Annotated in this window: 16 protein-coding genes; 2 read left to right on the top strand and 14 right to left on the bottom strand. The window is 47.1% G+C overall.

Translation table 11 applies throughout. From position 1 onward, the window contains the following. Positions 1–88: 88 nt before the first annotated feature. The 5 genes from MHI55_RS04670 to MHI55_RS04650 form a co-directional block, all read right to left on the bottom strand. A complete protein-coding gene (locus tag MHI55_RS04670; RefSeq protein ID WP_340389049.1) occupies positions 89–457 on the bottom strand; it encodes a hypothetical protein in 369 nt (122 codons plus the stop codon). 101 nt (positions 458–558) lie between these two features. Beyond that, on the bottom strand, positions 559–3477 hold the full coding sequence (locus tag MHI55_RS04665) for an NHLP bacteriocin export ABC transporter permease/ATPase subunit (protein WP_340389047.1): 2919 nt from the start codon (positions 3475–3477) through the stop codon (positions 559–561). Between the two features lie 25 nt (positions 3478–3502). Beyond that, positions 3503–5644 carry an NHLP family bacteriocin export ABC transporter peptidase/permease/ATPase subunit gene (locus MHI55_RS04660; protein WP_340389045.1) on the bottom strand — a complete coding sequence of 714 codons (2142 nt, stop codon included), beginning with the start codon at positions 5642–5644 and terminating at the stop codon, positions 3503–3505. Between the two features lie 58 nt (positions 5645–5702). Beyond that, positions 5703–6662, bottom strand: coding sequence for an NHLP bacteriocin system secretion protein (locus MHI55_RS04655; protein WP_340389043.1), 960 nt, complete (start codon positions 6660–6662; stop codon positions 5703–5705). After that, complete coding sequence (locus tag MHI55_RS04650; RefSeq protein WP_340389041.1) at positions 6655–7875, bottom strand: ABC transporter substrate-binding protein; 1221 nt, start codon at positions 7873–7875, stop codon at positions 6655–6657. Before MHI55_RS04650 ends, MHI55_RS04655 begins: the two co-directional genes overlap by 8 nt. Before the next feature lie 257 nt (positions 7876–8132). Here MHI55_RS04650 and MHI55_RS04645 point away from each other — a divergent pair, with 257 nt between their 5' ends. Next, positions 8133–8852 carry a response regulator transcription factor gene (locus MHI55_RS04645; protein WP_076253775.1) on the top strand — a complete coding sequence of 240 codons (720 nt, stop codon included), beginning with the start codon at positions 8133–8135 and terminating at the stop codon, positions 8850–8852. Between the two features lie 100 nt (positions 8853–8952). Here the strand turns inward: MHI55_RS04645 and MHI55_RS04640 are convergent, their stop codons facing one another. The 3 genes from MHI55_RS04640 to MHI55_RS04630 all read right to left on the bottom strand — a co-directional run bounded on the left by MHI55_RS04640 (position 8953) and on the right by MHI55_RS04630 (position 12382). Next, the gene (locus MHI55_RS04640; protein ID WP_340389039.1) at positions 8953–9942 is read right to left on the bottom strand and encodes a phosphotransferase; all 990 of its coding nucleotides are present in this window, start codon (positions 9940–9942) and stop codon (positions 8953–8955) included. A 168-nt stretch (positions 9943–10110) separates the two neighbouring features. Further along, positions 10111–11886: a sulfate permease gene (sulP, locus tag MHI55_RS04635; RefSeq protein ID WP_340389037.1), complete on the bottom strand. Its 1776-nt coding sequence runs from the start codon at positions 11884–11886 to the stop codon at positions 10111–10113. Positions 11887–12052: 166 nt separating this feature from the next. Continuing rightward, positions 12053–12382: a metalloregulator ArsR/SmtB family transcription factor gene (locus MHI55_RS04630; RefSeq protein WP_017690603.1), complete on the bottom strand. Its 330-nt coding sequence runs from the start codon at positions 12380–12382 to the stop codon at positions 12053–12055. A 193-nt stretch (positions 12383–12575) separates the two neighbouring features. Between MHI55_RS04630 and MHI55_RS04625 the strand changes: the two genes are divergently transcribed. Next, the gene (locus MHI55_RS04625; RefSeq protein WP_340389035.1) at positions 12576–13520 is read left to right on the top strand and encodes an alpha/beta hydrolase; all 945 of its coding nucleotides are present in this window, start codon (positions 12576–12578) and stop codon (positions 13518–13520) included. A gap of 109 nt (positions 13521–13629) precedes the next feature. On the opposite strand, the gene MHI55_RS04620 is transcribed toward MHI55_RS04625, so the two are convergent. The 6 genes from MHI55_RS04620 to MHI55_RS04595 form a co-directional block, all read right to left on the bottom strand. Then, the gene (locus MHI55_RS04620; protein ID WP_340389033.1) at positions 13630–15207 is read right to left on the bottom strand and encodes a glycoside hydrolase family 43 protein; all 1578 of its coding nucleotides are present in this window, start codon (positions 15205–15207) and stop codon (positions 13630–13632) included. Further along, the gene (locus tag MHI55_RS04615) at positions 15204–16103 is read right to left on the bottom strand and encodes a carbohydrate ABC transporter permease (RefSeq protein WP_036668326.1); all 900 of its coding nucleotides are present in this window, start codon (positions 16101–16103) and stop codon (positions 15204–15206) included. Before MHI55_RS04615 ends, MHI55_RS04620 begins: the two co-directional genes overlap by 4 nt. A 15-nt stretch (positions 16104–16118) precedes the next feature. Continuing rightward, the gene (locus MHI55_RS04610) at positions 16119–17093 is read right to left on the bottom strand and encodes an ABC transporter permease subunit (protein ID WP_340389031.1); all 975 of its coding nucleotides are present in this window, start codon (positions 17091–17093) and stop codon (positions 16119–16121) included. A gap of 135 nt (positions 17094–17228) precedes the next feature. Then, entirely contained in the window at positions 17229–18902 is a 1674-nt protein-coding gene (locus tag MHI55_RS04605) for an extracellular solute-binding protein (RefSeq protein ID WP_235200699.1), read from the bottom strand. A gap of 175 nt (positions 18903–19077) precedes the next feature. Next, positions 19078–20652, bottom strand: a complete 1575-nt coding sequence (locus MHI55_RS04600) for a response regulator (protein WP_340389029.1) — start codon at positions 20650–20652, stop codon at positions 19078–19080. A gap of 11 nt (positions 20653–20663) precedes the next feature. After that, positions 20664–22466, bottom strand: a complete 1803-nt coding sequence (locus tag MHI55_RS04595; protein WP_340389027.1) for a sensor histidine kinase — start codon at positions 22464–22466, stop codon at positions 20664–20666. Positions 22467–22565 lie beyond the last annotated feature (99 nt).

Genomic DNA, 22565 nt, shown 5'->3' with positions numbered 1-22565 from the left:
AATTTGGAGTGCGATCCTACCTGGGTAGGGGATCACACTCCAATTCATTCCATGCTTTTTAATATAAGTATGAAGTATATAAGGAAGACTACTTGGCTTGTGCGTTACCGTAATTCTCTCCAACACGGATGGCTGCTCTTGCTGCATCCTCGGCAATACTACCCACGCCATTGAAGAAATCAGTTGCGCCGTCTTTGCTACCACCAGCCACAGATTCCAGCTCGGTTTCTGTCAACTCATCCGCCTCGCCGCGTGCTTCTGGCAATACAATCGTTGCGTGGTAACCTGTTCCATCTACTACATTGATTTTGAACTCACGTGGTACTTCTTGACCCGTTTCTTGCTGAATTGCTGCGTAGATGTCGCTTACAGCCAATGCGCGGAATGCCACATCCGAACTTGCCTTAGCCATAACTGCGTTTACCGTTTCTTGAATCTGCTCTTCTGTCCAACTCATGTAATGATTCCTCCAATAGATCGATTTGGTTTCTTACCTTATTCAGCATAACAGCCCAGTTTCAAGCAACGCTCAAGGTTACTTCAAGTTTAGTTCAAATCTTAGGCCAGCTGACGGCTGGCCAGTTCCGCGAAGAGCCCATTCTGCTCCATCAGCTCCTGATAGGTGCCGGACTGAATGATTCTCCCTTTATCAAATACATAGATATGATCCGCCTGCGTAATCGTACTGAGCCGGTGTGCAATCACAATCCTTGTCACCTGAAGCTTGCTGAGGCTTTGGCTGACAATACGCTGTGTCCGGTTGTCCAATGCACTTGTTGCCTCGTCAAAAAAGAGAATCTTCGGCCGTTTGGCAATGGCTCTGGCAATCATTAAACGCTGCCGTTGTCCACCGGATAGTGTACCTCCACCTTCGGAAATTACGGTATGCATGCCCATCGGCATGCTGCGGATGTCATCATCGAATCCAGCCATGGCTGCGGCCTCCCAAGCATCCTGAATCGTCAGATCCGACGTTCCTGTGATATTCGTGAAGATATCACCGGACATCAATTTGCTATTTTGCAACACCACGCCGAACTGACTCCGAAGCAAGCTGATATCAAGCGAACGAAGATCCTGACCATCGAAATAAATAGAGCCGCTCTGAGGTTGTTCGAAACCAAGTAACAGTCGCATCAAGGTAGACTTTCCACAGCCTGATGCCCCGACAAAGGCTACATATTGTCCTGATTTGATATCCATCGACAGGTCGTTCAACACAAGTGCCTGATCCTCTTCATACCGGAACTGGATATGGCGAATCTCGATCGCTCCACTCACCTCACCCGGATCTTCCAACTGATCATGGATTTCAGGTAACGCTTTGAGAATGGGTTTGGCTCGTTCATATAATGGAACAATGTTCACCACGGATAATAGTGCTGTAGCCATACCGAGCATGGCCATAAGGAAGCTGGTAAATGCAGCGAAAAAGGCGATAAACTGTCCTGCCGACATTTCTGAACGGGTAGAGACCACCAGATAGAACAACACCATTGATGTCAGCAATGGGAAAAAGGCTTGAAATACACTGGAGAAGCTATCCAGCATCCGAACTTTATAGGACCACTTTTTCTGCTCCGCAAATGCTCTGGCCCACAAGAAGAAAGCCCGGTTCTCGGCTGCTGCCATCCGAAATTTGCTCATTCCGTTCAATAGCTGAAGTACTGTTCCGGCAATCTGTCCCTGAAGCTCCAACAATCGGCGCTGGTAACGTACCTGTAGCAGGCCAATCGCAAAGGTAAATGACATGGAGATGAGGACAAGACCACCCGCCACCAAGGCAAGAACAGGACTATACCGGAACAATAATGCAAATTGAAAAATGGAGAACACACCTGTTAGCAGCGAACTGATTACTGCACCGGATAACAGCTGCCGAATCGCATTGATGCTTCCCGCTCTGGAAGCCAAATCCCCGGCTGAATAGTTTCGGAAGAACGAAACCGGCAGATTCAGCAATCGATCCCAGATGGCAGCCTGAACCGCATTCTCCACGCGTCCTTCCATACGCAGCGCGGCAAGTGAACCTGCGAGTCGGAACAAGGCAATCGATAACACGACCGCGATGAGGATAAAGGCCATCTGTACCAACGGCCCTCGATAAGACTCCGGTATAATGGTATCCACCAGAATACCGCTGGCGAGCGGGACCATAATGCCCAGTAATCCAGCCAGTGCCCCCATCAGAATCACCATCACGAGATCCCGACGAACCGAGTGGTGAGCACCATACTGAAGCAGGTCTTTGATGCCAAGCTCGCGCGCGGGAAAAGGCCGGTAAAACATGTACGCCATCGGCTGTATGGTAGCCGCCATTTCATCATTAACGAACCCATTTTCCCCGTGCAATGGATTCTCCCAGCGATAAGAATTGGCCCCTGCCGGGATTAATGCAATTGGCTCGCCTGATGTCTCCAGGTATCCAACAAGCGGTCCATTGTCCGCTTCCCACCATTCCCCTTTAAGTGCGACCTGGCGGGAACGCACACCGGAAGCTTCCGCCATCTCCTGGACAGGTGAACGCTTCGATTGGCTTTTTAATTTTCGTGTAACAGGCTTCATCACGATACCAGCATAGTCCCCAACGATCTTGCCTACGGGGTAAAGCGGATCAGTAGAATAAAAAGAGACAACTTGCTGCTCATCCGGCCCGGTAACGGCAATCAGTTTTTTGAGCGCATGGTCCATTAAGGAATCATCATGCTCCGTACGCTGTTGCAAGCGTTCCTGTTCCTGCAAGCGTTCCTTGGCAACCACGACCGCAAGCCTGTTGGCGACTAATCGATGGAAGGCATATAACCCGTGAAGTGACGGGTCTGTGGGTAACCAGGACTGTGTTACTTTTACATCGACCACAGCCGCTTGTTGCGTTTCCAGCCAGCCCGAGGACGTTACGGGTATGTACCAAGCATCTTCTGTAGTAACGGGATGTTCTTTCCCCCAGAGTACCATGCCATCCTGTACTTTAATCCATACGGTACGCATCGGCCTCCAGGTCTGATCAGGTATCAGATTCTGATCTTCCCCAGGTTCCAACAGTGTAAATTCAAGTGGTGAATTCCGTACATTCAGTGCTGCCGACCAACTACCAACCCACTGATCTACCCTGGATGCCAGCCACTCGTTATCCCACTGGTCGTTTACTCTTCGGTTCAGGAGTAACTCCTTATCTATCCGGAATACTTTGGTACCGACAGACGCTGTTAACAACAAGCCCATTCGCTCCACCATCTGACCATTGTCAAAGCCGAACAAGAGCGCTCCCTCATCCAGACTGAACACATAACGGCGTTTATGTCTTGTTCCGGCGTTCTCTCCTTCCATGACTACAGCGAATACATCCACGTAACCGGAAGCCACGTACCATACACTGTTCTCATCCGTGATCAGAATAGGGTTATTTCCTTCCACATCATGAATCGTTCCAACCTTTGTAAAAAATGACTCCATTTTCGGCCTGATCGGCTCTGCCACGCTTTCACCCCCTTCTGCACCCCTGTTACTGACTCTGAATAAGACGGGTGTAATATCCGTTTTGCTCCATCAAAAACGTATGCGTTCCCCGTTCAATTATCTTCCCGCGTTCCAGTACAATGATCTCATCGGCATCCCGGATGGTGCTCAAACGATGAGCCACCGTAATACAGGTCAGACCTCTGCGCCGAAGACTGTCATCGACCAATTTCTCTGTTGCCGGATCAAGTGCACTCGTCGCCTCATCCAGGATCAGAATCGACGGGTTGCCTGAAAGGGCTCTGGCTATTTCCAGCCGCTGTCTCTGTCCTCCGCTGAAGTTACCGCCATTCTCCGAAATCATGTGGTCATACCCACCGCTACGTTCTGCGATATGGTCATGAATGACGGCGTCTTTGGCTGCACGAACGACATCCGTCTCTGGAATCGTTGCATCCCAGAATGTAATATTTTCCTTGATCGTGCCTTCAAGCAGCACAATCTCCTGATCCACAACGGCCAGGGAATTGCCCATCCGATGCCTGGAGATCTCATCCCGACGCAGATCATCAAATCGAATCTCACCTTCCCACGGTTCATATATTCCGGCAATCAGCTTTGCAATCGTGGATTTTCCGCTGCCCGAACCGCCAACCAGAGCCACCTTCATGCCTGGCTGAATAGACAGATTAAACTGATCAATTAACGGTGCCTCCAGCTTGCTGTATCCGTATGTCAGATTACTGATCTGTACCTGACCGGATAACTTGGCACTGTCCTTCTGTTCGTCTGCTTCATCCAGATCCGATTGAATCTGACGATCCACCGGATATTGCAACACGTCATCCAGACGTTTCATGCTTCCTCCTGCTTCCTGAATCGTTCCTGCCAGCATGACCATCTCATTCACAGGCTGACTGAAGCTTGCCGCAAGACTTTGAAAAGCAACCAACGAACCGATGGTCAACGCCCCGTCCATGACTTGAAAACCGCCAAAAAATAACACGGCAACAGCCCCCAGACTGGTCAACAGTGTGGGAACAGACATCAGAAACTGATTGGATACGCCAAATTGCTGATTGGATTGCAACAGTTTTGCCTGATAACCTGACCATTTGACGAAAAAATCAGACTCAGAGCTATTGGACTTCAACGTCTCAATAACCTGAAGTCCATTCATGGAGACACCCTGCATCTTGCCGCTTTCCTGCAACAGGCGCAGATTCTGATCGTTGCGCTTACGCGTGATGAATTGCATGAATATAACATTAAGCAGGGATACCCCTACCGTAACTACAGCTAGCAATACACTGTACTGCAACATCAGGAGCAGATAAAACAGGATCATGACACAATTCAGAGCAGCGACTGCCAGCTGTCCAGACAACAGCTGCGCGACCCGATCATTGATGGCCACCCTTGATGCGATGTCTCCGCTATGCCGTTGGGAAAAAAATTCAATCGGCAACCGGAGTACATGCCAGAAAAAACGACTGGATGAGCTTAAAGCCAGTTTCATCTCCAGTCTGAGCAAGTAGTAGCGCTGCAGCCAAATCAGCAATGCACGCAGCAGCGCCGTTATTCCCATACCAACCAGAAGCGGGAATAACCAATTGTTCAGATGTCCAAGTAAGACCTGATCAATGAAAATTTTGCTGAACACCGGAATGACCAGACCGGGCAGAACCAGAAACAATCCTGCTATAATCGCATAGACCAGTGCCTTCTCCGAACCTTTGATTCGACTGGAGAGAGAGCTAAGCAGACTTGCCGTTTTGCCTTGTGGGACATAACCCTCCGCAGGCTTCATCGTCAGTACAACACCCGTGAACGACTGATCCAATTCCTCAAAGGTAATCTCCCGCGGGCCCGTAACCGGATCATTGAGGAACACTCGATCCTTCTGAATGCCCTCCAATACTAGAAAGTGATTGAAGTTCCAGTGGATGATGACCGGCCATGGCATGTTTCTCAGATCCTCGGGATTTTTACGGTACCCTTTGGCTTCCATTCCATATTGCCTTGCTGCCTTGAGAATATTGTTCGCTTTACTGCCATCACGGGACACGCCACAGGATATCCGAAGCTCCTCCAGTGGAATGAAACTTTTGTAATTGGAAAGTACGATCGACAGTGAGGCAGCTCCGCATTCTACAGCTTCCATTTGTAATACCGTCGGCGTTTTCACTCTTCTTGGGGCCACTACTCCATCATCCTCCCTATGCCTGTTCGACTATATTGACTCCTCATTTGAAATAGGGAATGACGGTTGCAATCGGTCGCTGCGAATGAACCGTAATGGTTCCATCCATCGTCATTCCGCTATTCAGACGCACAGGCGGACCTTGTTTCGTTGTCCAGTTATATCCACTCGACAACTCCGAGTTAGGTGAGAGATTCACGCGTACTTCCAGCGAGAGACCTTGTGAGGCCATCTGCTCTACAAGACCCTCGTTACCTAATGTAGACTGTAACTCTTGTACCGTTACGGGGAATTCAGATACCGAAACGACCTGCCCGATCATGGAGCCATATTCTTCACGATTAACGGTACTTGGCGAGACACGGACTTCCATGCCCGGAAGTAACTGCTTGCCTTGATTTACGGGCACATACATAACCCCTATTAATTCATCCGTCTGAGACCCGTAGGTCTCCATCCGGAACATCTCCGTTCCTTCACCCACATACATTCCATTCTTAACTAACACCTCGGTGACCTTTCCTGTGTAAGGACTGACCACTTGAGTCTGGTACTCATAGTTCAGTAACTGCTGCTCCTGCTGCTGTTTTAACTTGCCCAGCTCCGCAACACGTCCTGACTTGCCTTGAGATGAGGCACTTTGCAGATTGGTGATAACAAGCTTCGTTTGCCTGATCTGGTCAAGCAATGCCGGTTGCTCGATCCGACCAATCACCTCTCCTTGCTGAACCGTATCATTCTCCACCACTGCAATATCGGAGATTGCGCCTTCTGAAGAGGTGTGTACCGTTTTTAGGCCGCCCGGCCGAATCAATACACCCTGTCCTTCTGCCCTCGTGGTCATGGTGCCAAATACTCCCCAATACAGTGCAGCTGCCAGAATTAAACCTGCTCCGATGAGCATCAACCAGCCGCGGGGAGAGGTGACACGTACCAGATTATCCAGCTGTTCAGGAGAAGACAGCCGCTCAAGGGCTACTTTTCGAAAAACCTGTTTATTCATCCTGACCTCCCCCTTTCGCTGAATCTCGTGATGAATCTGAAACGGGCGTCTCATTCAGGGTCTGAAATTTGCCCTGCTGTAACTTCTTCATTACAATGCTCATTCCCTGAACATCACCCTGGGTATCAAAAAAGTGTTCACCCGTAACCCCCTCCCAAGATGTAAGGTCGGACAAAGCTTCTGCTATCGCTTTCGGACTTCGTGAACCTGCTTCTTCTATACCCGCAGCGAGTAATTTCAGTGAATCATATGCCTGTGCTGCCCATTTGTCCGGTGCCTTACCATAGTGTTTAATATAGGTTGATCGAAAATCTTGATTGACGGTCGATTGTCCCTGATCATCGTATACGGAAGCGACGATTGTGCCTTCTACGGACCCGCCGCCTTGTGCAAACTCAGCCGAATCAAGCGCATCTCCCCCAATGATAGGGGTATCCATACCCGCCGCACGGATTGCTTTGACAAACGTAATGCCTTCGTTAGCCCTAGTCGCTACCATGATCAGATCCGTGTCCAGTGTTTCCCATTTATTCGCAATCCGCATCATGTCGGCTCCGTCCTTATAACCGGATACGCGGTCAACCACATTCTGTCCGGATAGGGTAGCCTGACGTTCAAATGCATTCGCGAGCCCTCTACCATACTCGTCATCGGTATAGTAGATTGCGATATTCTCATGTTTCGTGCCCGCAGCATACAGGGCAAGAGATTGCCCGATCTGATTATCATTCGGTATATTTCTAAAAATATAAGGACTGCTCACATCGGTCAGTTTGGGCGAGGTCGATGCCGGAGACAACAGTACAATGCCCGCATTGGCATATATACGTGAAGCCGGTACGGTTACGGAAGAACCCCGATGTCCAATGACCGCGCTGACGGAGGGATTATCGGCAAATTGCTGCGCAATGGCCATGCCCTTTGTCGTGGAAGCGCCATCGTCCATCTCCAGCAATTTAATTTTTTTCCCTCCCAGAACACCCTCTTTGTTAATCTGCTCCAGCGCCAACTGAAGTCCTTCACGGAATTGTTCATTCTGCTTTTCAAAAGGCCATACAGCTCCCACGATGACTTCATTTGATGAGCTTCCAAGCGTCTTTTCTCTGATCTGGTCTGGCGCAGTGTCAGATGAACACCCACTGATTACCAGTGCACCAAGCAGTACCACACTCCACAACACCCATTTCAGGCGATTCCCCCCACTTCCATTCACTAGACCTATCTCCCTCCAGAGCTCAAACCTGGAACGCCCAAGTTTTAATATCATTAATTATAGAAGGAGCCTAATCATCAAGACCATAAATTGAAATTCAAGTTAACCTCAATTTCATATCAAATTTTATGTATCCAATCGACTTATCCCGGTCCACATGCGATACTTGAAACAGAATACATCGAGGACTTTCGATGAACGATTGGAAGGATACGGACTTTGACCAAAGCGATATACATAAGGAGAATGAAAGCCCTATGTCTTTGAAAAACACGATTTTGATCGTCGATGATGATCATGAAATCAATGAATTGTTAACGATGTCTTTGAAACGGGAAGGTTTTCAGACTATATCTGCATACACTGGCGTGGAGGCACTTCGAGCTGCACAGGAGCATTCACCTGATCTTGTACTCCTGGATGTGCTGTTGCCTGGGATGGATGGTTTTCAAATCTGTAGCGAGATTCGTAAAACGAGTAATGTGCCTATTTTGTTCGTAAGTTGTAAGGATGAAGCCACAGACAAAGTCATCGGACTTGGGCTGGGAGGGGACGACTTTATCTCCAAACCATTTAGTCCAATTGAGCTGATTGCACGAGTCAAGGCTCATATTCGGAGAAACAACATGCCACAGAAACAAGAGGAGCAGGTGGATGAAACGCTGGTATTTGATCAACTACTCATCGACCCAGCCACCCATCGTGTACTCGTCGGTGACAAACCCATTGCTTTGTCGGCCAAGGAATTCAAATTATTGTTCCATCTTGCGAAGAACCCTAACCGCGTATACAAAAATGAACAGCTTTTCTCGCTGCTCTGGGATGATGTGCATATGGGCGATACGCATACAGTTATGGTGCATATCTATAATCTGCGGAAGAAGCTGGAACAAAATCCGGCCAAGCCACACTATATCCGTACAATTCGGGGTGTCGGGTACAAATTCAATGATAAGCCTGTTGAATTCGCAGAGTAAACGTATTACAGCACACAGGTATGTACGTTCATTCAAACTAAAAAAGCCGCCAGAATGGCGGCATGATGATGGTGACTATATTCTCTTTTTCATTGAATGATTAACTAACGATATCTGCTTCCCGGAACTCTTCCACGAAACTATCCAGCCAATCCGAACCATAGTCCAGCGCACCCATATCACTCTCAATAAAAGCAACATCTAGTCCCATCACCCAGAATCGGCGAGCAACAATAAAGAGATCAACCGCCTGCTCATCTTCGGCAGAGAAACTTCTGACTGAACGATATCCTGCCATGAGCGCATCCCATAATACAGCCTTTCGCTCATCAGACTGTCTTTTTCGAACTTTCACTTGAGCTAAATCATAGGCACGCCAGCCTTTGGCTGCCCACTCGAAGTCATAATGGATGAACTGATGTTCCTGTTGAAACACATTGTTATTCCCATGCATATCGCCATGGCACAGACCAAAGTCCAGGTCTTGTCTGGAAGTGGCAACGATGCGTTCTTTTAACGTCGTGGCAAACGTATGGAGAAATGCTGCTGCTTCATTGTTCTCACCGATGTAGTGGATAATTCGCTCAAGGGGTTCGTCAATAAGTAACTTCAGATCCAGCTCATATCGTGGCAGCTCCATGTTCACCTGATCCATAGCCTCATGCAATTCAGCTGCAGATTGACCAAAGGCGTAACAAGACTCCTCATCCTCCAGGTTGTTCTCCGTACCCTCAATATACCGAAACATTACAGCAACCCGCTTGCCTTCCGCAGCCTCCAACACCGTATATCCCGTATGATCTTTCTTCTCGATGTATTCTCCAATGTCGGTATGTTCCGCAGAACCTAGAACGTTCTTCAGTTGAGACAATAATGAAAGCTCATACTGAACATCTGCCTCCGTGATTTCAGTGCGGTAGATACGGAGAATGTACATGCCACTGGACGTGCGAACCCGGTAAGTATCATTCAATCCTCTAAGCCAAAACAAACATTCTTCCCATGTTCCAATGTCATAGTGATTCCTCAATGCAGACTCCAGGTACCTGGGGTTAAGCACTGAACGTAAAGCAGTCGGTTGAATGGACATATGGTTGCTCCTTCGGTTTAATATGATTATTTCTCATCTAATAGACGATGTAATCCTTTCACCTATCAACCTATAACATAGTATATTTTTCGTTTATTTTCCAGAATATATATTTTGATAAACAAATACTCTTTAGACTTCTATAGCTCCATTTCTCTCATCAGCAGGTTAGATAGGGCTATTTACATTGACTCGCTTTCCAGGTTTCAGCAGGTTATTACACTCTGGGTCGGTGCCAGCACTCGACAATGCACCACATTCACGAAAGGCAAAGTGTTTGCACCCCCTGCATTTCTGAACATCCAGATGCAATAATGCATAATTGATGGCTTCACCCGTGTGCTCAAACATATGATCGGGACCAATCCGTTCAATCAAAGCTGTTCTCTTCAACATTTCCAGCGGTTGCGCCTGAATGCCTGAAAGTAAAACCCTGCCCCCGGATCTCTCCATATGTTTGACAACACGGGCCAGATTGGATTCACCTGTTGTATCCATAAAAGGCACCTTGCCCATACGCAACAGCAGAGTGCCTGGTCGCCGATGAATCGAATCCATGACCGACTTCTCGAACATATCCGCTGCGCCGAAAAAAAGTGGCCCTTCAATTGTATACAGGCTTATTTGCGGACAGTCATGTCCTTCCCGAACCATGTGGGCCATGACTTTCTCATGTTTATGATCGGGATCGGGCAGTACTTTGGCAACCTTCAACATCTCACTCATGCGTTTAACAAATAAAAGAACAGCCAGAATCAACCCAACCTCTACAGCCGTTGTTAAACTTGTAAATACGGTCAGCAAAAAGGTAATCAGCAGAACGAGTGAATCGCTCGTTTTGGTTTTCATAACATGTACGAAGGTTCTCCGTTCACTCATATTCCAGGCAACCAGCATGAGAACAGGAGCCATACTGGCAAGAGGAATGTGGGACGCATATGGCGCAAAGAGAACAAGTACCAGCAAAACCACCACACCGTGAATCACGCCAGACCATGGCGATACTGCGCCGGATTTGATATTTGTTGCTGTACGTGCAATCGCTCCTGTTGCAGGAATACCACCAAAAAACGGCGTCACCATATTAGCAATCCCCTGCCCAATCAACTCTCGATTGCTGTTATGCCGACTTCCGGTCATGCCATCGGCAACAACTGCGGATAACAGCGATTCAATTCCACCCAGCATGGCGATGACAAAAGCGGGTTGCAGCAAGTTCACGATACGCTCCCAAGTGATCTCTGGCACATGAAACTGAGGCAAGGAGTTAGGTATGGCGCCAAAGGACGAACCAATTGTAGCCACCTGCCCTTCAAAAAAGAACGCCGCGACTACCGTCGAAAGAACCAGCCCCACCAGTGATGCAGGCACCTTTGGTGCAAACTTGGGCACAAGCAGAAGAACAGCCAGACAGATTCCAGCTGTAAGCACACTGTATATATTAATCGTCGAGATATGCATCCCGATTTCTTTCATATTGGACCAGAAATCCTCGTGTTTCTCGATGCCTCGAAGTCCTAGAAAGTTCGTTATTTGTCCGCTAAAAATAATGACGGCGATCCCTGCCGTAAAACCGATAGTCACCGGCTTTGGAATAAACTTAATTAATGCCCCGAGCTTGAATACGCCCATTAGTACAAGCATCAAACCGGCCATCATTCCGGCGATCAGCAGATTCTCATATCCATACTGCATCACAATGGCAAATAGGATCGGAATGAATGCCCCCGTTGGCCCGCCAATCTGGAACTTGGACCCACCCAGCAAGGAAATGAGAATCCCTGCGATTACTGTGGTATATAATCCATACTCCGGTTTGACCCCGGAAGCGATGGCAAAGGCCATACCGAGTGGAATCGCAATGATACCTACAATCAGTCCTGATAACAGATCCTTGCGAAAAGCGGCAGCATTGTACCCTGCATATCTCCCCATCCATTTCATGTACAAAAACCTTCTTTTCTTCATATATTTGAATATTTGAATATATTTAAAAGACTACTCCCCTGCATACGTCCTGTCAATCGGATTACGCACAATCTCAGCAGGAACTTAACACAAAAAAACAAGAACCTCCGGAGCTTACACCCAGTTGCTCTTGTTTATTGTGTCAGGACTCTTTACGAATATCTTCCAGCATGGAAATGGCATCAACCAGATGATTGTCAAAAATCTGTTTGGTGACTGCCAGCAGGTCCTTAATCAGCGGATCACGCAGCGAATAGGTGACGGTTGTCCCTTCTTTGATTCCGTGGACAACGTTTTTGCTGCGCAATACAGCCAGTTGCTGTGAAACGGCAGAGCCTTCCGATCCCAGAATGCTTTGCAGTTCATTAACGTTTTTGGCTCCTTCACTCAGCAGCTCCAGAATCTGAATCCGCATCGGGTGTGCCAACGCTTTGAAAAAATCCGCTTTAAACTGTTGTATGCTCTGATTCATACGCTATGCCCCTTCAATCGAACTTTTGAAGATGCAAATATCATAACATAGAACGGGTACCATGCTTTACTCTAACCATAACGGTTTGATGGAAAAATTAAGATTGACCTTGAAGTACACTTCAACCTTTATACTTCACTTATAGTCTCCACAGACCGTATATCTGAACTCCATCAGGAAGGGTGATTCCTCAATGAACATGTATATCCATAATCACAAACGCTCGTTGACGAGCTTTCTATTCGAGAAATATATCGGAACGTTAGATACCAAGAAAATTTTTTCAACACGCGAGCTTACCCGCAAACACCTGGATCATATGGGCTTGGAAAACATTAAACCTTATATCTTGGGTAAAACAAAACTGTCATCTTCCATCAAAGAGCGCTCCCATGAAGACATGCAGGTGTTCACCTTAAACGATCAGCATTCCCGTGAACAGAGGGTCATTCTCTACATTCATGGCGGGGCGCATACACACCAGCCGCTGTCTTTACACTGGAAATTCATGGACCGCATGGCTCAGGCTCTGAATGCCAAAGTTGTTGCTCCCATCTATCCAAAGGTTCCGCATTTTAATTATCAGCACACGTATCCGAAACTTCTCAATCTATACAGGGATCTGCTTGCCTCCGTAGACGACCCGGCACAACTCACCATTATGGGGGATTCCGCAGGCGGGAACATATCCCTAGCCTTGGCCCATTATCTGAAGATGCATGATCTCCCGCAGCCCAAAGATATCATCTTGTTATCACCTTGTGTGGATATGTTGCTGGACAATCCAGTCATATTTGATTATGAGACCCGCGACCCTATGCTCGCTGTCGAAGGGTATGATGTCATCCGGCGGATCTGGGCAGCTGACAAACCGTTGAACGATCCGTTAATCAGTCCAATCTACGGAGATTTCACCGGTTTGGGCAAAATCAGCATCTTTATCGGAACCCACGAGGGTTTGTTTCCTGATAATATGAAGCTCGACAAACTACTGACGGATCAAAGAATCGATCATCAAACGTACGTTTACCCCAAAATGAACCATGTCTTTGTCCTCTATCCGATTCCGGAAGCCAGGGATGCGCAGCGTAAAATAGTTAACATCATAAAAAGCTCAGCACATGAAGCTAGACAATAGACTGTAATGCCTCCCCATAGCCCTTTCGCAAAAAGAACGAAAAAAAGCTCAATCCCTGGACTACCGCCACCGGATTGAGCTTTCTTGCTGTTATTCTGTCATCTAAATATTATTTATATGAACCATATTCAAACCAGTCAAAGTCCGCTACCTGATCGGAAGAAGTACCGTTGCTACTGCTAAACATTCCGATACAACAGCCAACAAAGCCGCCAGCTACTTCGGTGCTCAGGCTGCTTGTATCCACCTGTTCCGCCACCAGATGATACTGACTTCCATCTGTGCTGTAATAGAAGTTTAGTTGCTGACCTGTTGCGGCCAGTTTGATATACACCCGCGATACATCACCCTCCAGCGCGATTTGCGCAATGTGGCTATCCTGACCATCTATAACGGTCACCACACGCAGCACCTGCTGTTTATCCGCCAGAGCACGCTCAATCCGTACGTGATACAGATCGTTCTGAATGACGACAAGACCAGCCGTTTCGTTGGCATTCCCGGGCACAAATTCCATCGCTGTAGCTGCGACATAATCCATATGCCTTTGACGCAGACAAACAAAACTGGAATTTTCTTTTTCCTTCAATGTTTGCGGTTTCAGCTTCAGTCGCAAGTATCCTTTTCGTTCGGTTAATGAATAGAGATCCTCCTGAGGATTGCGCAGGAACATCCATTGCAAGCCCAGTTTATCACTGTCAAAATGGTCAAAACGCAGTTGCGGCTCTACCGGAACAGGCTTCAAATCCAACGTGCCCTGCTCCTCCAGGATTCCGCGGCCCTCATTAACAACAGGCCATCCGTCCTCCCAAACGACAGAAGCAAGGAACGTCTCCCGCCCCAGATTGCTAAAGCTCCCTCCATATGGACGCGAAGCAAGCATGACCATGAACCATTGACCGTTCGCAGCCTGCACCAAGTCGGCATGTCCTACATTAACAACAGGGTAACGTTTACCCAAATGGCGATGTGTAATGATTGGATTATTCGGATTCCCGACGTATCCTTCAGTCAAATTTTTACTACGAGCAATGGTCACCGCATGGTTTGGCCCTGTGCCTCCCTCTGCAATCAATAAATAGTAATATTCATCGATCTTATACAGGTGCGGGCCTTCCGGCCATATGACATCCACCATCGCCCCACGCCACAGAACGTAACTGTCTCCCACCAGCTTCATACTGCCCAGATCCAACTCCCGCAGCCACACTTCCCAGTTCCCATTGTAACGAACTCCCTCGGAGCAAGGACGTGTACCAAGGTAATACGCTTTGCCATCATCGAAGAAAATTGTAGGGTCTATGCCTTCTGCGCCTTCAATAAAATAAGGATCAGACCATGGCCCAGCCGGGTCGGTAGCGGTTACAACAAAATTGCCGCCATGTGATACATTGGTTGTAATCATATAGAAGGTGCCTTCATGATACCGGAGCGTTGGTGCGAATATCCCCTGTGAATGGCCTGCTCCCTGAAGATTTAACTGTGAAGGGCGGTCCAGCACATTGCCAATCTGTTTCCAATTCACTAGATCACGGCTCTGAAAGATCGGAACGCCAGGAAAATAGGCAAATGTTGATGTCACCAGATAAAAATCTTCACCCACCCGGCATACGGACGGATCTGGATAAAATCCGGGCATAATCGGATTGTTAAACGTGCATTGTTCGCTTTGATTTACATTCTTCATTCTTTTACCCCTCCAATGGTTAGTCCAGTCACAAAGTATTTTTGCAAGAACGGATACAGTAAAACAATCGGCATTGCCGTCACAACCGTGATGGCTGCCCGAATGGATACAGGCGTCACCATGTTGGTTACATTTTTGAATGAATCCACGTTGACCGTTCCCCCCTGTGAGGTCGCAGAGGACAACAATTTCATCAGCTCATACTGCAAGGTGGTCAAATTCCGATTTCCCGCCGTGTACAACATAGAGTCAAACCAGGAGTTCCACTGACCTACAGCAATAAACAGTGCAACCGTAGCCAGAACCGGCTTGGATAGGGGAAGCACGATACGCATGAAAATCCGAAAATCTCCGGCTCCATCCATCTTCGCGGATTCAATCAATCCCTCCGATAGTCCCTGAATGTAGGTACGAATGACGATCATGTTGAACACCCCTATCAACCCGGGAATAATGTATACCCAGAAGCTGTTCAGCAGCCCCACTTGTTTGATCAGCATGTATCCCGGAATTAAGCCGCCGCTGAAATACATCGTCATGACAAACAGCGTTGTGACCAATTTGTTAAACATATACTCCTTGCGGCTCAGCACATAGGCCAGCATGGCTGTACAGAACAGCTGTACAACCGTTCCCACCACGGTTCTGGCGACCGAAACAAATGCGGCTTGTGTCAGATTCGGGTTTTGGAATACGGAAACGTAATTTTGCAGCGTCCATTCCCTCGGCCAGAGATAGATCCCCCCGCGGATCGTATCCAGCCCGTTATTGAAAGATACGGCAATGGTGTTTAAAAAAGGATATAACGTAACAACCATGACAAGCAACATAAATATGCCATTGGTGATAGAAAAAATAGAGTCTCCCAAGCTTCGGTTTCTACTAAATCGTTTCACAGCTCTGCCCCCTTATCATATCAATCGCTCTTCACCAAGAGACTTGGCAATCCCGTTGGCGATAAATATGAGCACCAGACTGACCACACTTTTGAAAATGCCTGCTGCGGTGGCAAGTGAGTAGTTGCCGAGATTAATCCCGTATTTCAAAACAAAAATGTCGATCGTCTCGGATACATCCTGCACAAGTCCGTTCCCCAGCAAGTATTGAATCTCAAAACCCGCGTTCAGTACGTTACCAACGTTGATGATAAGCAGGATAATAATCGTTGGTTTGATGCTTGGAAGCGTGACATTGAACATTTTACGAAACCGTCCAGCTCCGTCGATGGAAGCTGCCTCGTACAAGCTCGGATTAATCGACGCCATGGCCGCCAGATAAATAATCGTGCCCCAGCCAATTTCCTTCCACATGCTGGACAGACCTACAATCCCCCAGAAGTACTTTGGTTCGGCAAAAAAATTGATCGGTGCAGCAATCAGGCCCAATTTCGTCAATAGCACATTCACTATTCCTGTTTCCGTTGACAATACATTCGCAACAATACCTGTTACGATGATCCATGACAGGAAATGCGGAAGGTAGGAAACCGTCTGTACCACGCGTTTGAACAATACCATTCGCAGTTCATTCAATAAGAGCGCCAGACCAATCGAGCCGACAAATCCCAGAAACAGACTGATCAGGCTCATCGCCAGCGTATTGCGAATGACACGTAAAAATGTAGGGTCCGTGAATAACGTTCGAAAATGATCCACCCCAACCCAATCCTGCTCCATAAAACCAATGCCCGGTCTATAATTCTGAAACGCCATCAACCAGCCCCATAATGGTCCATACGCAAAAATAGCGATAAACGCAATAAACGGAAATGACATCCACATTAATTGTCGCTGACTTTTCATTCTGGACAGGTTGTACCCGATCCAGCTTGTTCCCGCTGGGATATGGCTGGTTTTTAACGAAGGCTGCAACTCCTTTTTGGCCATGTTTTTCTCTCCTTGCTTACGAGTTTATCTATATCACCCAGTCTGGGTGAATCGATTCCATTCCTATCCAATCTCCCAATCTAGCGTGTAAGAAAGGCTACGGGGTTCCCCATAGCCTTTCTGTGTGACAGGCCTTTATCCCCACAGTTCCATACGTCTGCGGACTTCTTCCGTCAGCGCATCTTCATACGCTTTAATATCTGCACTTTCCTTGAGCGTGGCTTGATATTCTTCCCAAGCCTTATCAAATTCGGCTGGTGAAGTCATAATCACTTTTGGCAGCCATTTGCGTTTTACATCGTCCATTTTCTGTCTGGCGATGGTCTCCGGTTTATTCGGTTCAAAATTATAGGTATAGATTGGGAACCACGGTTCATTTTCCTCCGCAGGCTCCAGGAAGTCGGTAAACTTCGTATATCCGTAAGCCTTCAGCACTTTTTTGTCGATGTCATTCAAAGTGGCAAGGTACTCCTCCGGCTGCTCCTTAGGGTCAAGGGCATTCTTCCCGTCAGCGGTCATGCCTTCATGATGCGGGAAATAGACCAACGGGCTTCCCGTGTTCGCCAGCACCCAGTCCGGATCTTTGGAATTCGCACGTTGCTCTTCATTCCTGGAGAACACGCCTTTGTCATCTACTTGGTAATCCACGCCTTCCTGTCCCCAGGTTCTCAATACCTCCATCTCAGGGTCCAGCAAATCATTAATATATTGAAGTGCTCCCTCGATATCCTCGCAGCTCTTTGTAATGGCCAGGCCACCATTCACGTTAAGGATTGGATTGTTCTGATAACGCCCTTTAACATCCTCGGAGAGTGTAATGGACAACGGTACATAGGTTTTGTCATACAATTTTTGCTTCACGAGTGATGCCTCGGCGTCAAGGAACTGCCATCCTTGATCCACCATGCCCAGCACACGTCCGGTTGAAATTTTGGAGATATATTGATCATAGTTTGCTGTAAAGGTTTCGTTATCGACCAAACCTTGATGATATACCTCATTGATCTTCTTGAAATATGCCTTCGCTTCCGGAATGGTATTGTAGTTTTTGGCCGTCAGCGTTTCTTTATCAACGATGGCTGCGCCTTCGTTAGGATAACCAGCCATGAAGAGCGGAGGGTTCTCCAGTGCGAAATAACGCCAGTCATAGGAGATAATTTCAAACCCAATTGTGGGCTGACCATCAACGGTCGGGTGAGCTGCTTTATACCGTTCAATCAAGTCGAAGTATTGGTCAAGCGTTTTGATTGTCGGATAATTATCCCACTCCAGTACGGCCTTCTGAATCCAGAACGCTTCTCCGTCATGGGATACTTTCATCGACTTTTCTTGTATATTGCCGAATTGAGGAATGAAGTAGATATGTCCATCCGTCGTATTTTTCATCTTCTTCCAGTCTTCGCCCAGGTAATTTTTGATGTTTGGATATTTATCGATGTAATCCTCAAGAGGTACTAACGCTCCTGCTGCTACCAGTTGCTGAGTACCATCACTCCCATCGATAAAATCGGGATATTCGCCGCCTGCAATGAGTACACCAATCCGCTCTTTGGCTGTTTGGCCTGTAAGCCAGTCCATCGTGACTCTGGCGCCTGTTTTCTCCTCAATAGCCTTTAACACCCGATTATCGTCAGGCGCAATTTTTCCCGGTACGGCAAAAAATGCGGAAAATTGTTTCAATTCCCTTCCATCTGCTGTCTTTTCCCCTTTCGAGGACGATCCCGGTGTACATCCAGTGAGTGCGATGACCAGTATTAAAGCGAGCAGAGCACTATACTTGATTCTTTTTCTAACATCCTTTTTCATCATGACCCCTCCATCGATTATATTGACAGAAGCTTTTTGGAAAGCGCTTTCCAAAGGCTGACTTAAAATTATCATGCTTCCATGCCCCTCTCAACGGGATAAACTATAGATGGAATCCCACTAATTCCAGCATCTGCGAAAAAAAATATCCCGCCGCTCCGTCAAGGAGTGCAGGATGTTAATCAAGAGAGTACGCAGCATGGGCACTTTTACGATATTGTGCAGGAGTCTCCCCCATGAGTTTCTCGAACCGGCTAATAAAGTAATCGGAATCCCGATATCCCACCATTGTTGCGATTTCGTATACTCTTTGATCTGTTCTGCGCAACAGCCGGGCGGCTTCCTCAATACGCAATTGATTCAAATAATCACTGAAGCTGATCGAGAAATGCTTTTTGAAAATCTGACCCAGATATGCACTATTCATGTAAAACTGCTCCCCGAGCAATTTCAGGCTGATATTTTCTCTGTAATGCTCGTGAATGAAGGCCTCAATTTTGGCTAATACGCCCATCGCATTTGACTTTTGCTGCTCCTTCAGTTTCTCTGCGCACATGAGCGAGAATTCGCATAAATGTTCAATGTTTTCCTCCATGGATAACATCGCGTAGTTCACCTTCAGAAAAGTCGATTCCATCAACCCCGAATCTGGAGTAACCGTATCGTTATTCACGAGATCCAGCAATGTGTATGCCAAATAATGCAAGTGGATGCGGACAATACCAGGCTCGATTCGCTCATCCAGAAAAAATTGAAAAATGGCCTTTGCATGACTGTATAACTCATCCGTCTGCTGTTCCTCAATAGACTTGACTAGCCCATCAAATAATTGTTTTTCGAACTGTCCCGGCCGATTAACAAATAAGGTCGTATCCATAAGTTCGAAGTAATAAATGGGCCTGCAAGTGGTGAAGAAACGTAAGCTTTTCATTATGCCGCAGGATTGATAAGACTCGTGCAGCGCCTCCAACTCATGTACTTCCTTCCCGACATAACAAGCAATAGCCGCCTCTTGACCATGGCTCAGATAGGCATGTAATCGGGTCAAATATTGCTCCAAGGTCACTGCCTCACGGTTCACCATCAGGTCCGTAACCATGAGCAGAACCGCATTTTTATCACCTGTGAAGGGCTTCAAAATTTGTCCCGGCAAGGGCTTGCCCACCCATGCCTCAACCCGAGCGCACCAATCCGTTCCCTGTTCTGGACCGGCTTCCGCCTCAATCAGGATGCAACGCAGTATGCCGACATCTTGATAGTGGGGCTGCAGACTCGTAACAGCATCCTCCTCAGCCACCCCAAGCAAGATTGACTGCATATGCTGAGCCATAATAATCCGATCTTTTTTTTGCTGATATCGCTTCTCTTCCGTCCGCGCATTAAATGCGACCCTGAACTCCTCAAGCACCTGAACCAGTTCGGTCTTCACAATAGGCTTGAGAATGTAGTCATCCACCTGGTATTTAATCGCCTGCTTGGCATATCCGAACTCATAGAATCCACTTAGAAGAATCAGCTTGATGTCACCGTTATATTGCTCGTACAAGGTTTTGGCAAGCTGCATTCCGTCCATTTCCGGCATCTTAATGTCGGAAATCACCAGATCGGGCTGCATAGCGCGTATGCACTCCAATGCCTGCATACCATTGGAGGCCTGACCGCAAATCTGAAATCCGTAAGACTCCCAATCAATTAACAATAGAAGTCCTTGGCGAATAAATGGCTCATCGTCCACAATCAGCACGTTGATCATATCCTCGCTCCTTATTCTTGAGATGCCTGCATAAGAGGAATTTGAATGCCAATCGTTGTTCCCTTCCCCTTTTCACTGAATATGTGCACCTGAACGAAATCATTAAAATACATCCGCAGCCGAATATATGCATTCATCATACCAATGCTGCTAAGCTCGCTCATCCGATCCATACTCGGGTCTTGCATCATTTTGCGGAGCGAGGCCAGCTTGTCCTGATCCATACCGACTCCGGTATCTCGAATGGAAATGTACAGTTCATTACTTCGAATTTCGAATAATACCTCCACGACCCCATCATTCGAAGTCCCCTCAATGCCATGGATACAAGCATTCTCCACAAAGGTGAGAACGGTTAGCTTGGGTATCATCATGGCAGCAATGGATTCGTCTGTGATCCGGATTGCAAATTGCAACTTTTCACCAAAGCGATACTGCTGGATACTCAGATAACTCTCCACAAAATTGATTTCCTCTGCAATTGTAATCAGATCATCGCCCCAATTGATCGTCTGACGTAACAGCAGTGCCAGTTTATGAATGACATCGGAGGTTTCAAGCTCGTCCTTGATCAAACTCCGCATACGGATCGTTTCAAGCGTGTTGAACATGAAATGGGGATTCACCTGACTCTGAAGGGCTTTCAGCTCCGCCTGCTTTTTGGAGAGCTCAAGGGCTTGCCGCTCCACCTGGCCCTTAAACACAATCTCAATCAGGTTCTTGATCTTGATGACCATCATGTTATAACTATGGGTCAGGCTGCCGATCTCGTCTTTGCCCACAGGTCCCGATATCACCTCAAATTTCTCATGCTTCACTTGATCCAGGTGTTTCGCTATCCGATCAACTCTGATGACCAGTGATCTGGATATCAACCAGATTAGCAGTGTCGGCACCAACAGATTAAGAATGATTAGTAAAGTCAAATTAAGCTTGGAATTAACAATCTCCGACAGAACGTCCAATTTCTCCGTGCTGACGACAATCTGCCAATCCTCGGATACGACGGGAATCGATTGCATGGATTGAACAGGGTCAATTTGACTGTTTGCAATCAGATTAAATGGCTTGCGCATCTGATTCATTTTTGAATCGTTCGAGAAAATGACCCTGCCATCCGAAACGACATACACTTTCCCATTGGCTCCCTCATTTTTAAGCGATTTGTTGATGAAAGCGTAGTCCAGATCAACCTTTAACACCTTTTCAACCTGTTGCTCCCCAAAGTAATCCAGCTTACGAATAATGCTTACTTTGCGTCCTCCCTGACTTTGCGACATCTCCGCCTGTTGTTTGTCAAAATACGAATAGATCATGATATGGTCGCTCGTTTTCATCAGCGCTTGATACCAATCACTTTTCTTCACCTCTTCATCCAGCTTAATGAAGTTTCCTCCATTGACGAAGGTATCATTGCCAACATAAAACGTAATTTGATTCACCTGCTGGTAGCTGTAGTAGTACCTGACCAGATTGTTGTTGCTAAGCATATCATAGTAGGCAGAGTAATAGTCTTCCTGATCGCGATACTTGAACTCCATGAACCGGTTCAGTGTTCCATCGGTATAGAGAAAATTGGACACATACAAGCTATTGTCTATACTGTTCCGCAGGTTGAACTTGATCCTTTGCTGCATTTCATTGAATCGGCTATGCTCCTTCTCTTCAATGTTACCTTTGATGCTTTGGTAAAACACGGTATTTGTGACCAGGACCGGGACCAGCACACAAAAAATGAACAATATGTACAACTTGGTTTTGAGACTCCAATCATCCAGAAACTGAATGCGCTTACAGTATATCTTTCGGCTCATGTTATGTCTTTGTCTCCTCTAACCATGTTATATATCAACATTATTATAACGAGTACAGGAAGGGTTGGATACTGCAATCCAGGATTTCCGGGAAGCCTT

Origin of the sequence: Paenibacillus sp. FSL E2-0151, assembly GCF_037993015.1 — a bacterium.
In the GTDB taxonomy this organism is placed as follows: domain Bacteria; phylum Bacillota; class Bacilli; order Paenibacillales; family Paenibacillaceae; genus Paenibacillus; species Paenibacillus amylolyticus.
This window is presented reverse-complemented; position numbering and strand designations above follow the sequence as displayed.